The 14,860-nt window shown below is 74.0% G+C and carries 14 protein-coding genes; 12 read left to right on the forward strand and 2 right to left on the reverse strand.

Annotated features, from left to right (window positions below; all coding sequences use genetic code 11):
* Positions 1-75: 75 nt before the first annotated feature.
* The 4 genes from ABZS66_RS42930 to ABZS66_RS42945 all read left to right on the forward strand — a co-directional run bounded on the left by ABZS66_RS42930 (position 76) and on the right by ABZS66_RS42945 (position 4,765).
* Positions 76-2,418 carry a glycoside hydrolase family 2 protein gene (locus ABZS66_RS42930; protein ID WP_354768285.1) on the forward strand — a complete coding sequence of 781 codons (2,343 nt, stop codon included), beginning with the start codon at positions 76-78 and terminating at the stop codon, positions 2,416-2,418.
* Positions 2,419-2,503: 85 nt separating this feature from the next.
* Entirely contained in the window at positions 2,504-2,677 is a 174-nt protein-coding gene (locus tag ABZS66_RS42935; protein WP_354768287.1) for a hypothetical protein, read from the forward strand.
* On the forward strand, positions 2,674-3,963 hold the full coding sequence (locus ABZS66_RS42940) for a GH1 family beta-glucosidase (RefSeq protein WP_354768289.1): 1,290 nt from the start codon (positions 2,674-2,676) through the stop codon (positions 3,961-3,963). The genes ABZS66_RS42935 and ABZS66_RS42940 overlap by 4 nt, the downstream gene beginning before the upstream one ends.
* 73 nt (positions 3,964-4,036) lie before the next feature.
* Positions 4,037-4,765 (forward strand): hypothetical protein, encoded by a 729-nt coding sequence (locus tag ABZS66_RS42945; protein WP_354768291.1) that lies wholly within the window; start codon positions 4,037-4,039, stop codon positions 4,763-4,765.
* A 205-nt stretch (positions 4,766-4,970) separates the two neighbouring features.
* Here the strand turns inward: ABZS66_RS42945 and ABZS66_RS42950 are convergent, their stop codons facing one another.
* Positions 4,971-6,257 (reverse strand): alanine racemase, encoded by a 1,287-nt coding sequence (locus ABZS66_RS42950; protein WP_354768293.1) that lies wholly within the window; start codon positions 6,255-6,257, stop codon positions 4,971-4,973.
* Between the two features lie 117 nt (positions 6,258-6,374).
* Between ABZS66_RS42950 and ABZS66_RS42955 the strand changes: the two genes are divergently transcribed.
* Together ABZS66_RS42955 and ABZS66_RS42960 are read left to right on the forward strand one after the other, a co-directional pair.
* Positions 6,375-6,806, forward strand: coding sequence for a hypothetical protein (locus ABZS66_RS42955; RefSeq protein ID WP_354768295.1), 432 nt, complete (start codon positions 6,375-6,377; stop codon positions 6,804-6,806).
* A 40-nt stretch (positions 6,807-6,846) separates the two neighbouring features.
* Positions 6,847-7,185: an STAS domain-containing protein gene (locus ABZS66_RS42960; protein ID WP_354768297.1), complete on the forward strand. Its 339-nt coding sequence runs from the start codon at positions 6,847-6,849 to the stop codon at positions 7,183-7,185.
* Here the strand turns inward: ABZS66_RS42960 and ABZS66_RS42965 are convergent.
* Positions 7,099-8,031 (reverse strand): sigma-70 family RNA polymerase sigma factor, encoded by a 933-nt coding sequence (locus ABZS66_RS42965; RefSeq protein ID WP_354768299.1) that lies wholly within the window; start codon positions 8,029-8,031, stop codon positions 7,099-7,101. The two genes, ABZS66_RS42960 and ABZS66_RS42965, sit on opposite strands and share 87 nt — an antisense overlap.
* A 100-nt stretch (positions 8,032-8,131) precedes the next feature.
* On the opposite strand from ABZS66_RS42965, the gene ABZS66_RS42970 reads away from it, so the two are divergent.
* The 6 genes from ABZS66_RS42970 to ABZS66_RS42995 all read left to right on the forward strand — a co-directional run.
* A complete protein-coding gene (locus ABZS66_RS42970; protein ID WP_354768301.1) occupies positions 8,132-8,923 on the forward strand; it encodes an alpha/beta fold hydrolase in 792 nt (263 codons plus the stop codon).
* Between the two features lie 838 nt (positions 8,924-9,761).
* Positions 9,762-10,766, forward strand: coding sequence for an acyl-CoA dehydrogenase family protein (locus ABZS66_RS42975; RefSeq protein WP_354768303.1), 1,005 nt, complete (start codon positions 9,762-9,764; stop codon positions 10,764-10,766).
* A complete protein-coding gene (locus ABZS66_RS42980; protein ID WP_354768305.1) occupies positions 10,763-11,860 on the forward strand; it encodes an acyl-CoA dehydrogenase family protein in 1,098 nt (365 codons plus the stop codon). The genes ABZS66_RS42975 and ABZS66_RS42980 overlap by 4 nt, the downstream gene beginning before the upstream one ends.
* Entirely contained in the window at positions 11,857-12,651 is a 795-nt protein-coding gene (locus ABZS66_RS42985; RefSeq protein ID WP_354768307.1) for an SDR family oxidoreductase, read from the forward strand. The genes ABZS66_RS42980 and ABZS66_RS42985 overlap by 4 nt, the downstream gene beginning before the upstream one ends.
* A gap of 14 nt (positions 12,652-12,665) precedes the next feature.
* Positions 12,666-13,499 carry an FCD domain-containing protein gene (locus tag ABZS66_RS42990; RefSeq protein ID WP_354768309.1) on the forward strand — a complete coding sequence of 278 codons (834 nt, stop codon included), beginning with the start codon at positions 12,666-12,668 and terminating at the stop codon, positions 13,497-13,499.
* Positions 13,500-13,635: 136 nt separating this feature from the next.
* A partial coding sequence (locus ABZS66_RS42995; RefSeq protein WP_354768311.1) for a S1 family peptidase occupies positions 13,636-14,860 on the forward strand: 1,225 nt, incomplete at its 3' end.

A 14,860-nucleotide genomic window follows, 5' to 3' on the forward strand; every position in this document is an offset into this window, starting at 1 on the left:
ACAGTCCGAACGGCCCGAGGCTACGTTGAGGCCCGCTTACTCGGTTCAGACACCAGGCACCCCCAAAGGACCCGCATGTACCGCTCGCTGCACCACGGCTGGACCGTGGCGCCCATCGGCCGTGAGGAGCCGGTCGAAACGGCCGCGACCGTGCCCGGCTGCGTACACACCGACCTGCTCGCCGCCGGCGCCATCCCGGACCCGTACCAGGACGACAACGAGCTGCGGCTCGGCTGGATCGGGTGCACGGACTGGCGGTACAAGACCTCCTTCGACTGGCACGACGAGGGCTTCGACCGCGTGGACCTGGTGTGCGACGGCCTCGACACGGTCGCGTCGGTGCTGGTCAACGGCGTCGAGGTGGGTCGCACGCAGAACATGCACCGCCGCTACCGCTTCGACGTCACCGGCCTGCTCGTGCCGGGCGCGAACGAGCTGCGGGTCGACTTCACCGCCCCCTACGCCTACGCGGAGGCGCAGGCCGAGCGGCTCGGCGCCCGCCCCGGCCCCTACGCCGAGCCGTACCCGTTCATCCGCAAGATGGCCTGCAACTTCGGCTGGGACTGGGGCCCGACGCTGGTGACGGCCGGCATCTGGCGCGCGATCGGGCTCGAGTCCTGGTCCGGGGTGCGCATCGCCGAGGTACGCCCGAGCTCGCGCATCGACGGCGTCGACGTCGGGATCACCGTCGAGCGGGCGGCGGAGGGCGCCGTCGAGGTCGCGGCCACCGTCGGCGACGTGCGGGTCGAGGGCAAGCTCGCGCCCGGCCAGACCGCCACGACCCTGCGCGTCGACGTGCCCGACGCCAAGCCGTGGTGGCCCCGCGGATACGGCGAGCCGCACCTGTACCCCCTGGTCGTGACGGCCGGCGACGACAGCCGGACGACCCGGGTCGGCCTGCGCACCGTCGAGCTCGACCCCGACGCGTTCCGGATCCGCGTCAACGGCGAGGCGGTCTTCCTGCGCGGCTTCAACTGGATCCCCGACGACACGTTCCCCGCCCGCACGACCGCGGACGACCTGCGGGAGCGGTTCGGCCAGGCGATCGGCGCCGGCGCCAACGCGCTGCGGGTCTGGGGCGGCGGCGTCTACGAGTCCGACGAGTTCTACGCCGTCGCCGACGCGCTGGGGCTGCTGGTCTGGCAGGACTTCCCGTTTGCCTGCGCCGCGTACCCCGAGGAGGAGCCGTTCGCCGCCGAGGTCGAGGCGGAGGCGCGCGACAACATCGCCCGGCTCATGGGCCACCCGAGCCTGGTGCTGTGGTGCGGCAACAACGAGAACATCGAGGGGCACCAGCACTGGGGCTGGCCGGCCGAGCTCGACGGCCGCAGCTGGGGCGCCGGCTTCTACTACGACCTGCTGCCGCGGCTGGTCGCCGAGCTCGACCCCGGCCGCCCGTACTGGCCGGGCAGCCCGTACTCCGGCACGCCCGACCGCGACGTGCTCGACCCCTCCACCGGCACCGTGCACATCTGGACCGTGTGGGGTTCGAAGGACTACACGCACTACGCCGACTACACGCCGCGGTTCGTGGCCGAGTTCGGCTTCCAGGGCCCGCCGACGTACGCGACGCTGCGCGCGTCCGTCACGGACGAGCCGCTGACGCCGGACGCTCCCGGAGTACGACATCATCAGAAGGCGATCGACGGCAACGAGAAGCTGCTCGCCGGTCTCGGCGAGCACCTGCCGATGCCGGAGACCTTCGACGACTGGCACTACTGGACCCAGCTCAACCAGGCCCGTGCCGTCGCGTTCGGCGTCCGCCGGTTCCGGGCCCTGATGCCGTACTGCATGGGCACCGTCATCTGGCAGCTCAACGACTGCTGGCCGGTCACCTCGTGGGCGGCGGTCGACGGTGGCCGGCGGCGCAAGCCGCTGTGGTACGAGCTGCGCCGCGCCTACGCGCCGCGCCTGCTCACCTTCCACGAGTCCGCCGTCGCGGTCGTCAACGACACCGCCGAGCCGTGGTCCGGCTCATTGCGGCTGACCCGGCGCGCGCTCGACGGCACGGTCCTCGACGCGGCGACGGTACCGGTCGCCGCCGCGCCGCGCGGGGTGGCGCTGGCCGAGGTGCCGTTCACGGCCGGCGGTGCGCTGCTCGTCGCCGAGTTCGACGGTGCGCGGGCGCTGCGGTTCCCGGCCGAGGACCCGCTGATGGACTACCCGCCGGCCCGGCTGTCCACGGAGGTGCTGCCGGTCGACGGGGGCTACGCCGTGCGGGTCAGGGCCGCCACGATCGTGCGCGAGCTGGCGCTGTTCCCCGACCGGCTGCACCCGTCGGCCTCCGTCGACGACCAGCTCGTCACGCTGCTGCCGGGGGAGAGCGTCACCTTCACCGTCCGCAGCGACGTGCCGCTCGACCCGGCGGCGCTCGTCGCCCACCCGGTGCTGCGCTGCCTGAACGAGGCCCGGCCGTGACCCGCGCCGCCCGGCGTCCGCGCCTATGCGAGGCCCGCGCAGTGAGCCGCGCAGGCCGGCTTCCGCGCCGATGTGAGGCCCGGCAGTGAGCCGCGCCCGGGTGCTCGCCGTCGACGTCGGCGGCACCAAGTTCGCCGCCGCCGTGCTCGACGCGGCCGGCACCGTCCACACCCGCGTCGAGCGGCCGGGAACGGGTGCGACGGCCGTACCAGCCACGGGAACCGGCGCGGCCGCCGCGCCGATCGGGGCGGCCTCGTGAGGCCGGGCTTCCGCTGGGGCGTGGCCACCTCGGCCTACCAGATCGAGGGCGCCGCCGGCGAGGACGGCCGCGGACCGTCCATCTGGGACACCTTCAGCCACACCCCGGGCGCGATCGCCGACGGCAGCACCGGCGACGTGGCCTGCGACCACTACCACCGCCTCGACGAGGACCTCGCCCTGCTCGGCGACCTGGGCGTCGACACCTACCGGTGCTCGGTCGCCTGGCCGCGCGTCCAACCGGCCGGCACCGGCCCCGCCAACCCGGCCGGCCTCGACTTCTACGACCGGCTGGTCGACGGCCTGCTGGCGCGGGGGATCGATCCCTGGATCACGCTGTACCACTGGGATCTCCCGCAACCACTCGAGGACGCCGGCGGGTGGCCGGCCCGGGACACCGCGCACCGCTTCGCCGACTACACGGACCTCGTCCTGGACCGCCTCGGCGACCGCGTCCCGGTCTGGACGACGCTCAACGAGCCGTGGTGCGTGGCCATGTACGGCTACGCCGACGGCATCCACGCCCCCGGCCGCCGCGACTTCCCGGCCGCGATCCGCGCGGTGCACCACCTGCTGCTCGGCCACGGCCTGGCCACGACCCGCATCCGCGCCCGCTCACGGCCGCTGCAGGTCGGCATCACGCTGAACCTCGGCAACACGCTCGCGGCGCCCGGCGTGACGACGGCCGACGCCGAGATCCGGCGCCTGGACGGGCTCAACACACGGCTGTACCTCGACGCGCTCGTCCACGGCCACTACCCCGACGACGTCCTGCGGGACCTGGCCGCGTTCGGCGCCCCGCTGCCCGTCGAGGACGGCGACGCGGCGCTGATCGCGGCCCCGCTGGACGTGCTCGGCGTGAACTACTACTTCGACACGGTGCTCGCCGCGGACGGCACCGAGGACCGGTCGGGCCCGCTGACGGGCATGGGCTGGCCGGTCACGCCCCACGGCCTGACCGAGCTGCTGCTGCGGCTGCACCGCGAGTACCCCGGCCTGCCCGTCGTCGTGACCGAGAACGGCACGGTGATGCACGACGACACCGACCGCACGGCATTCCTGTCCGCCCACGTGGAGGCGGTCGGGCGCGCGGTCGCGGCGGGCGCCGACGTGCGCGGCTACTTCGTGTGGACCCTGCTGGACAACTTCGAGTGGGGCCACGGCTACGGCCCCCGCTTCGGCCTGGTCGAGGTCGACCACGCGACCCAGAGACGCACCCCGCGCGGAAGCTTCCACTGGTACCGCGACCGGATCGCGTCAACGCCCGGGCGTACCGCGCGAGGGTAGCCCGCGCAGCAGGCCTTCCCGCCGGGCCGGTCACGGGGCGGCGACGGCGGCGCGCGGGCGTTACGGTGGCGCGGTGAGGGCGCGGGCAGTGGTCGCGGTGGTGGTGGTCGGTGTGCTGGCGGGGTGTGCGAAGGTGCCGGTCGCCGGGGACCCGGTGGCAGAGGACGTCATGGCGCGGCAGGCGGAGCGGCTCAACACGCAGCTCGGGTACCGTAACCGGCCGCGTGACGCCGAGTCGATCGCCGCCGAGGTGCGCACGGACCCGGTGGGCGACGGCTCCGTGCGGGTGACGCCCCTCGCCTGGGCCGGGCGGCTCTTCAGCGACGAGCGGGCCACCGTCGACGTCCGGTTCGACGTGACGGTGCTCGATGCGGACCCCTGGGGGACCGCCGAGCGCAGCGCCACCCGGTGCTACCGGTACGAGCTGGAGCTATACCGCTACACCACCTACAGCGAGATCGACTGCCCGGCGATCGCGACGCCGCCCGTGCCGTCCGCGGCGCCCGTGCCGCGGCTGCCGGGCGATGCCGAGGAGCGGCTGACCGCCGTGCTGCGCGGCGCCACCCCGGACACCCTGGCGGGTGCGGTGCGGGCGGCGTTCCCGGACGAGGTCTTCAAGGTCGACACCGTCACGGCGCAGGGCACCCTCGTGGCGGCGGTGGGCGTCCCGGCCGAGCGGGACTGCATCGTCATGATCCGAACGCCCGACGGGGCCACGAAGCGGGTGGGCTTCGACCCGGTCTGGCTGGAGCCGGGCGAGCTCGGCTGCTCGGTCCAGCTGTACACCAGCCCGCCCCGGTGATGCCCAGGCAGTAGGTCCCCGGCAGGACGACAGCGGTGCCCCGCGTGCGAAGACTGGGACAGGTGTTCACGTCGATCTCCGACCGGGCCGGTGCGGCGCTCTACGTCGTGCTCGTGCTCGGCGTGTCCCTGGCCACCGCGCGGATCGCGGGCGGGCTCGTGCTCGCCGGGTGGCGGGGGTACCAGCAGCCCCGCCTCGCTCGCGTTCAGCCTGCGTCGCGCGCGAGCAGGTCGTCGAGGGACTCCCGGCGGATCAGCACCCGGGAGCGACCGCCCGCCAGCGCCAGCAGGGTGGGCCGGGTGACCAGGTGGAAGTTGGTGGCCCGGGCGTGGTGGTAGGCGCCCGTGCCGGCGACGGCGAGCAGGTCGCCCGGGTGCACATCGGCGGGCAGCGAGGCGTCGGACGCCACCACGTCGCCGGCCTCGTTGTGCCGTCCGACCACGACGGCCGGCCCGCAAGCGGCCCGCCCGGTGCGGCCGACGAGCACAGCGCCGTGCGCGGTCGCCGGGTGGTCGGACAGGCCGCCGTCGACGGCGACGAGCCGGTCGCCGCCCTGGGTCCGGGTCACGGCGAGCACGCGGTACACGGTCACGCCGGCCCGGGCCACCACGGCCCGGCCGGGGGAGACGGTGAGCCGGGGCGCGGGCAGGCCGTGCCGGTCGGCCTCGAGGTGCAGGACCGACCGCATGCGGGTGGCGAACCCTTCCAGGGCCAGGTCGAAGTCCTCCGGGCGGTAGGCGACGGCGTGCCCGCCGCCGAGGTTCAGCTGCTCCGGCCGGACGCCGTGCGCGCGGTACATCGCCGCCCCGAACTCGCACAGCCGGCTGATCTCCCGCTCGTACTGCGAGAAGCGGCTGAGCTGATGGCCGACCGAACAGTCGAAGCCGGCCAGCCGCAGCCCGGGCTGGGCCGCGATCCGCGCGACGGCCGCGGCCGCCTCGCCGCCGGCGATGCGCATCCCGAAGCGCCGGTCGGGCCCGTCGACCATCCTGACCAGGACCCGCTGCCCGGCGGGCGCGGTCGCCGCCAGCCGGGTGATCTCGCCCATCGACTCGACGACGATCGTGCCGACGCCGGCGCGGTACGCGACGTCGAGATCCTCGGGGGACTTCGCGCTGCCGTAGAGCACCACCCGGCCCATGTCGAACCCGGCGCGCTCGGCGACGCGGACCTCGCCGGCCGACCCGGCGTAGAGGCCGAGCCCCTCGGCGGCGACCCAGCGGGCCACGTCGACGGTGAGCAGCGCCTTGCCGGTGTACGCGACGTCGGCCGCCCCGAACGCGCCCGCGTAGGCGCGGCAGCGGTCCCGGACGTCCGCCTCGTCGAGGACGAAGGTGGGGGTACCGTGCTCGGCCGCGACGGCGGCCAGGCTGACCCCGCCGACGCGCAGGTCGCCGCCGTCGCCCCAGCGGGCGGTGAGTGGCCACACCCCGGCGCCGAGGTGGGCCGGCAGCGACGAGCGCAGCGTGGGCAGGATGTCGGTGAGCGTCATGCGATCAACGCTGGCACCGCAGGGCCGGGCCGCACAGACGTCCTGACGCAATCTCTACGTCAGGATTTCGTCAGGGCCACTGGCCGCCGCCCGCCCCCGGTTGGCACCGTCCGGAGCATGTCCTGTCACGCCCAGCTGACCCTTGCCGCCCGCCTCCTCCTCGACGAGTCCGCCGACACCCGGCTGCTCTGGATCGTCCTGCAGGACGACGCCGCGGCCCGCTCGCAGCCGGTGCTCGGCCGCGCCCTGCGGCTGGTCGTCCACCCGGGCCCGCAGACCGGACGGGTGCTCGGCGAGGTCCGCGACGGGCGCCGGATCCTGCGCACGACCGGCCGGGACGTCGCGACCGCCGTGGCCGGCGTCCTGCTGGCCGCCCGTGATCACACCGGTGTCGTACCTCGGCTGTCGTGCGCCTGGCCCGACCGGCACCCGCTGGCCGAGCTGGCCGGTCTGGCCGACCCGGCGGTCCTGTCCGTGCCCCGCCTGCGGGCGCTGCTGCACCGGGTCGAGCCGGACGCGAGCCGCCGGCCGGTCGTGCACACCTGGTGATCGTGCGATGAGTTTCGGTGCCGGCGGTGGTCCAACCCCCGTGGAGATCTCGCTGGCGCTGGGTGCGGCGCTCGCGCGGGCGGACATCGGCGGGCTGTGCGCCGGGCTGGCCGAGCGGCTGCGCGGGCTGCCCGCCGGTACCGTCGTCTGCGACGTGGCCGGGGTGGCCCGGCCCGACGTCGTCACCGTCGAGGCCCTCGCCCGGCTGCGGCTGACCGCGCGCCGGCACGGCTGGCGCCTGGTCGTCGCCGGGGCCGGGCCGGCGCTGGTCGAGGTCGCCGGGCTGCTCGGGCTAGCCGAGGTGGTCGGGGAGGCCGAACAGCGGGAACAGCCGGGCCGTGTCGAGGAAGCTGTTGACGCCGGCGATCCGCCCGCCTGACAGCTCCAGCACGATCAGCGCCCACGGGCCGGTCGTGCGGTACTGCCCGAAGGCCGGCATGCCGTTGGCCACGACGGGGACCAGGCGGGACCCCTGGCAGCCGGCGCCGGTGCCGGACATCCAGGCCCGGATGTCGGCGGGCCCGCGCAGCCACAGCGGCAGCGGCGGCATCGACAGGGTCGCGTCCTCGTGCAGCAGCGCGGTGAGCGCCTCGAGGTCGTAGGCCTCGAACGCCCGCACGTAGCGGCCGAGGAGGGTGCGCTGCTCGTCGTCGAGCGGCTGGTGCACGTCGGCGGTGACGTCCGCGGCCGCGAGGGTGGCCCGGGCCCGCTGCAGCGCGCTGTTGACGCTCGCCACCGAGGTGTCGAGCAGCTCGGCCACCTCCTGCGCCGACCAGGCGAGGACCTCCCGCAGGATCAGTACCGCACGCTGCCGCGCCGGCAGGTGCTGCAGCGCGGCGACGAAGGCGAGCCGCACCGACTCCCGCCCGGCGACCACGTCGGCCGGGTCGGCGCGCTCCGGCAGCACCCGGTCGTCGGGCACCGGCCCGACCCAGATCTCGTCCGGCCGCGGCTCGCCGGGGTTCGTGGCGGTGCCGGAGCCGGCCGGACCGAGGTCCATCGGCCGCACCCGTCGCTGCGCGCTGGTGAGCATCGTCAGGCAGACGTTGGTGGCGATGCGGTACAGCCACGAGCGCACCGACGAGCGCCCCTCGAACTGCTCGGCGCCGCGCCAGGCCCGGATGAAGGCCTCCTGCACGGCGTCCTCGGCGTCGAACGCGGAGCCGAGCATCCGGTAGCAGTACCCGGTCAGCTCGGCGCGGTGCGCTTCCAGCTCGGCGGTCATCACCACGATTTCAAAATTCCTTCCGGCGGCACCGATGAGTTTCGGGCGGCGGCCTGGTCTGCACCGATGACACTACGACAGACATGCTGAGGAGCTCACGATGACCTACGCCGACGTCAACGGGATCAGCCTGTACTTCGAGACGCACGGCACCGGCCGGCCGCTGATCCTGCTGCACGGCGGGCTCGGCTCGGGCGAGATGTTCGCGCCGATCCTGCCGATCCTCGCCGACCACCACCAGGTGATCCTGGTCGACGTCCAGGGCCACGGCCGCACCGCCGACATCGACCGGCCGCTGGACGTGCGCCTCATGGCCGACGACGTCGCCGCGCTCATCGACCACCTCGGGCTGGACCGCCCCGACGTCGTCGGGTACTCGCTCGGCGGCGGCATCGCGTTCAACGTCGCGATCCGCCACCCGGAGAGGGTCGGCCGGCTGGTCGCGGCGTCGGCGAACATCCGCCGGTCCGCCATCTACCCGGACATGCTGGCCCAGCAGGGCCAGGTGAGCGCGGCGGCGGCCGAGTTCATGAAGGAGACCCCGATGTACGAGGCGTACCAGCGGCTGGCGCCCCGCCCCGAGGACTTCCCGCGCCTGCTGGACAAGATCGGCGAGGCGATGGCCAAGGACTTCGACTTCACCGAGGAGGTGCGTGGCCTGCAGGTGCCGACGCTGGTCGTCGCCGCGGACGCCGACATGGCGCCGCCGAGCCACTTCGTCGAGGTCTTCGGCCTGCTCGACGGTGGGCTGCGCGACGGCGGCTGGGGCGGCGAGGGCCGGCCGAAGGGCGGCCACGCCCTGGCGATCCTGCCCGGCCTGACCCACTACGACCTGTTCCTGTCCCCGCTCTTCGCCACCGTGGCGCTCGCGTTCCTCGACAAGGACCGCTGACCGCCCGCTCCGAGGCGCTGGTCGATCTATCACGGGGTAGATCGACCAGCGCCCTCCGGTGCTGTCGCGGCGGGCGCGGTGCGGCGGGCGCGGTGCGGCGGAGGTGGCCGGCCGGGCGGCCCGACAGCGGCAAGCCAGCGGGGGCTGGCTGTGGGGGCTGGCTGCGGGGTCGGTCGAGGGGACCGGCTGCGCGGAACGTAGCTCAGGGCGGGCTCTCTTCCGGTGCTGTCGGCAGGCTCCTGCGCGGCATTGTCGCGGCGCCGACGGCGGGCGTTCGGAGGTCCGCGGCTCGCCGGAGCATGATCACGAAGACTTGATGTCCTCTCCGATCATGATCACGAAGACTTGTTGCCGCTCAGCGTGCGACAACAAGTCTTCGTGATCATGGCCGAATCCGGCGTGGCGCAGGCCTCGGTTGCTGCCCGGCGACAACAACGCTCACTGATCATGGGTGGCGGAGTGCGTCGTCCCGGAGGGGTCCGAGGCGGACGCCGGTGTGCGGGATGCTGTTGGCGCAACGCGTCGCCGCTGCTCGGCCAGGTGCTGCCCGAGCGGGTCCTGGTGCCCTACCCGGTGGAGTTGGCGCAGTCGGGCGACCTCGCGTTCTACCGCCACACGCTCGGCGTCCCATCCGCGTGCGACGGCCGGCGGGTGCAGTTGCGCCTGGGCGCGGTCGACTCCGAGGTCACCGTCCGGGCCGACGGAGCCGTGCCGCGGCGCAGATGGCCGCATTCGAGTACGAGGCCCGTCCAGCCGCCTGCCACCGGGCGTCGTTGCGCCTTAACATCTAAATGATATAGCTTGCTTGTACTGGGTTGGAGGGAGGCGCCTGGCCATCATGACCGACTGGACGCTGCTTGCGCCGGACGACGACGCGCGGGCCCTCGACGAGGCCGCCGGCGCACAGTTCGCCGCGCTTCGCGGGCCGGACGCGATGCGGGCCGCGATCGACGGCGCGCCGGCCGACGACGGCTGGAAGGTGCTGGCCGACGGCGGCTATCCCGACATCGCCGTCCCGGAGGACCTCGGCGGCGCCGGCCGGCTCATCGACCTCGCCGTCGTGCTCGAAGCCGCCGGGCGCACCCTGCTCACCCCGGGGCTGCTGCCGTCCGCGCTCGCCACCCGGGCCCAGCTGGCCGCCGGGGTGCACCGGGCCGAGTTCCGGTCACGACCGGGCGGGTTCGCCCTGGCGGGCGGGCGGGTCGCCGGCGGGCGGTGCTCGGTCGAGCGGGCCCACGTGCTGGGCGGGCTCGGCGCCGCCACGCTCACGCTCGTCGTCGCCGGGGCGGACGGTGCCTGGGTCGCCGTCGTCGACCCGCAGGCTGACGGGGTGGAGCTGGTGCGGGAGACGACGGTGATCGACCCCTCCCGGCCCGTGCCGGCGTACCGGCTCACCAACGTCCGCTGCCTCGCCGAGGGCGCCGTCGAGCTGGAGCGGGCCCTGGCGGAGTGCCGCGTCTGCCTCGGTGCCGATCTCCTCGGTACCGCGGAAGGAGCCCTCACCGCCGCGATCGCCCACGCACAGTCGCGCCGCCAGTTCGGGCAGCCGATCGGCGCCTTCCAGGCCGTCAAGCACCAGCTCGCCGAGGCCTACGTGGCGGTGGAGCGGGCCCGCAGCCTCACGTACGGCGCCGCACTGGGCGAGTCGTCGCCGCTGCTGGCCAACGCGGCGGCGGCCGAGGCGGCGGTCCTGGTGGCGTCGCGCTACACGCAGCTCATGGGCGCGATGGGCGTGACGTTCGAGGCGGACTGCCACCTGTTCCTGCGCCGCGCGCACCAGACGGCGGGGCTGCTCGGCACGCCCGACGAGCTGTACGCGGCCGCCGCCCGGGAGGCCCGATGAGCACCGAGTTCGACGACTTCCTCGACCGGGTGCTCCCGGCCGACTACGACGAGCGTTATCAGCAGTACCGCCGCGACACCGAGCTGCGCCGGAACTATCAGGCCGCCGCGTTCGACGCCGGGTGGCTCATCCCGGAGTGGGGGCGCGACGAGGGCGGGCGGGAGCTGGCCGGGCCGGAGGCGCTCGCCGTGCGGCTCACCGGCGCCCGGCGGCGGGTGCCCCGGCTGCTGAACATCCAGGGCGCGGGCGTGGCCGCCCCGGCGGTCCGGGCGTTCGGCAGCCCGGCGCAGCGGGCGCGGCTGCTGCGGCCGGCCGCCCGCGGCGACGAGATCTGGGCGCTGGGCATGTCCGAGCCCGGCGCCGGCTCCGACCTCGCGTCACTGCGCACCACCGCCGTCCTCGACGGCGGCGTGTTCACGGTCAACGGCCAGAAGGTGTGGACGACCCAGGGCGACGAGGCCCGCTGGTGCACGCTGTACGCGCGGACCGATCCCGAGGCGCGGCCGCACCGCGGCATCTCCTGCCTCGTGCTGGACATGCGCAGCCCGGGCGTGACCGTCCGGCCGATCCGCACCGCCGGCGACGCGATCGAGTCGTTCTGCGAGGTGTTCCTCGACGACGTCAGGATTCCCGAGGACGCGCTGCTCGGCCCGCTGCACGGCGGGTGGGGCGTGGCCATGGCCAGCCTGGAGCACGAGCGCGACATGATCTGGCTGAACACCTGGCTGGAGGCGAACCGGGCGCTCGAGCCGACGCTGCGGGCCGGCGAGCTGTCCGAGGCGCAGCTGGTCCGGCTCGGCCGCTCGCTCGCCGACACCGAGAGCCTGCGCCTGACCGGGCTGCGCTCCGCCGCCCAGCGCTGGGCCGGCGTGCCGTCGCACACCTGGGCCATCCTCAAGCTGCTCGGCTCCGAGTCGGTCCAGCGGGCCGCGCTGCTGTCCCTCGAGGTCGCCGGCCCGGCCGCGTTCGACGACCCGGCGTACTTCGACGAGCGGCTCGACTCGCTCGGCGCCACGATCTACGGCGGTACGTCGGAGATCCAGCGGACCATCATCGCCGAACGGGCACTGGGCCTGCCGAAGGGAAGATCATGACGTCACTGGCCAACCGCTGCGCGCTCGTCTCCGGAGCCGGCCGCGGGCTGGGCCGCGCGATCGCCACCTCGTTCCTGGAGGCCGGCGCCACCGTCTGCGTCGTCTCCCGCAATCCCGCCGAGCTCGACGACTTCGTGGCCGCCGCCGGGGGCCGTGCGTTTGCCTTCCCGGCCGACATCCGGCAACCTGACGACCTGGACCGATTGCGGGACGCGGTGCTGAGCGAGGTCGGAGTCGTCGACATCCTGGTGAACAACGCGGGCAACCTGGTGAAGAAGCCGGTGGTGCCGTTGCCGACCGAGGGGCCGGTGGGCCAGCCCGGGTCGGGCCCGGCGAGTGTCGCCATGACCGACGACGAGTGGGACTCGGTGCTCGACACCCACGTGCGCGGTTCGCTGCACCTGGTGCGGTCGTTCGTGCCGGGCATGCTGTCGCAGGGGCGGGGCCGGGTGATCAACATCGCGTCGAGCAGCGTGGCCCGGTCGGCCAACCTGACCGTGAGCTACCAGGTGGCCAAGGGTGCGCTGCTCCAGCTGACCCGCTCGCTCGCCAAGGAGTGGGCGGCGTTCGGCGTCACGGTGAACACGATCGCGCCCGGGCACTTCCGCACCAGCATGACCAAGGCACTGCACGACAGCCCCGAGGGCCAGGCCTGGCTGCGCGAGCGCATCCCGATGCGCCGCACCGGCGACGCCGCCGAGCTCGGTGCCCTGGCCGTCCACCTGGCCGGCGACCTCGCGTCGTTCATCACCGGCCAGACCATCTTCGTCGACGGCGGTGAAACCCTCTAGTGTCCGAGTCCGAGATGTCAGAGCTGTCGGAGCTGTCAGAGCTGGCCGGTCGCCCGCACCGCATGCCGCTGCGGACCCCGCGGGTGGCCGAGGCGGTGGCGGCGCAGCTGCGGCTGCGCATCCTCGAGGGCGACCTGGTCGACGGCGCCGAGCTGCCCCCGGAGGCGCAGCTGCTGCAGGAGTTCCCGGCCAGCCGGCCCAGCCTGCGCGAGGCGATCCGCATCCTGGAGACCGAGGGGCTGCTGACGGTCCGCCGCGGCAAGGTCGGCGGCATCGTGGTGCGCAGCCCCACCGCCCACTCCGCCGCCTACCACATGGGCCTGCTCCTGCACTCCCGCGCGATCCCGCTGACCGACCTGGCCACCGCCCGCAACCTGCTCGAACCGTTCTGCGCCGAGCAGGCCGCCATGCGCGACGACCACGGCGCCGTCGGCCAGCGGCTGCGGGAGCTCAACGACGAGGCCGCCGCCGTCGTCGCCGACGGCCCGGCCTTCACCGGCGCCTCGGTGAAGTTCCACGAGGCCCTCGTCGACGCGGCCGGCAACCAGACGCTGCGCATGTTCGCCGGGATGATGGAGAGCATCTGGAGCGTCCAGGAGCGCGGCTGGGCCCGCCGCGCGGCCGACGAGTCCAGCTACCCGTCGGTGGACCTGCGCCGCGCGGTGCTGCGCGCCCACGACTCGATCCTGAAGGCCATCGAGGCGGGCGACGCCGACCTGGCCGGCCGCGTGACCCGGGCCCACCTGAAGGCGTCGCAGCTCTACGTGGCGTCGTCGGAGGCCCCGTCGGTCCGCGTCGTCGACGAGTACGGCATGCCCCGCATGGACTACGACGCGGACCGCTCGTAGCGCGTGTCGGCCGGCGACTCGCGGGACGATTGCGGACAACCCCTTGACGGGGACCGCGGTCGATATTGAGCGACTGCTATCTTTCGGCATCCGCCGCGCGGAAAACGGGGTGCGCGGCGAGTTCGGGAGGCAGCGCATGCGCAGAGCACCGACTGTCATGTTCCTCGCAACAACCATCGTGGTCACACTCGCCGGCACGGCCGTGCCGGCGGGCGCCGAGACGCCCGCGGAGGTCCGCCACTCCAGCGGGCTCGTCCTGGTCGGGCCGCTCGACGAGAACCCGGCAGCGGTGCCGGAGGATCTCGCGCAGGCGCACAACGACGCCGTGCGGTACGCCCAGGAGAACGCCGCCACGGTCGGGTACCCGTGGATCGACCGCAAGAACCACAAGCTCGTGCTGTCCGCCGCCGGCGCGCAGGGCCTCGCGAAGCTCCAGTCCTTCCAGCCGCGCGCCGCGCTCACGGCCGGCGTCACCTCGATCCGGTCGGTGTCGGCGAGCTGGAAGCGGCTCGAGGGCATCAAGGACGAGGCGATCAGCCTTGGCAGGGCCGTGCCCGACGCGTCGGCCATCGTCATGACCGAGCCCGACGAGGAGCACAACCGGGTCGTCATCACCGTCGACCGGATGAGCGATCCGCTGCTCAACGCGCTCGCGGCCCGCTACGGCACCACCGACGTCGCGATCCGCTACAGCCCGAAGCACGAGAAGGGCCACGACGACGGGCGCGACAACGACACGTCGCCGTTCTACGGAGGCGCGCTCATCAACGCGCCGGCCGGCACCTGCAGCACGGGCTTCCCGTGGTACTCCGGGACGACCAGCTACATGGTGACCGCCGGACACTGCGCGCCCAACGGCGGCAGCGTGTCCACGCCCGCCCAGTCGATGGGCTCGGTGACGGCCAGCAGCCGGGAGAACCGCAACCCGGGCGTGGGCACCGTGTACCTCACCGGGCAGACGACGTACCGCGGTGACATCGCGCTCGTCCAGATGAGCTCGGGCCGCTCCAGCGGTTCGTCCATCTTCCGCGGTGGCGTCGGGTCCAGCTCCTCCTACGCGATCGACTCGATGTGGAGCCGCGCGCCGCAGAACGGCGACCAGTACTGCACCGGCGGCCGGACGACCGGCGAGCAGTGCGGCTGGGTCGTCGTCAACGTCCGGATCAACTACACCAACAGCAACGGCGAGGTGCTGCGCAACGTCTCCCAGGGCCGCAAGCAGGGCCAGTGCACGATGGGCGGCGACTCGGGCGGCCCGACGTACACGGTGCTGAGCAGCGGCAACGTGGTCGCCAAGGGCATCCACAGCGGCACGAGCGGCGGCGGCAGCGACAACTGGGGCGGCGCGCTCGACCCGTGCT

The sequence above is a fragment of the Dactylosporangium sp. NPDC005572 genome (assembly GCF_040605515.1).
In the GTDB taxonomy this organism is placed as follows: Bacteria; Actinomycetota; Actinomycetes; order Mycobacteriales; family Micromonosporaceae; genus Dactylosporangium.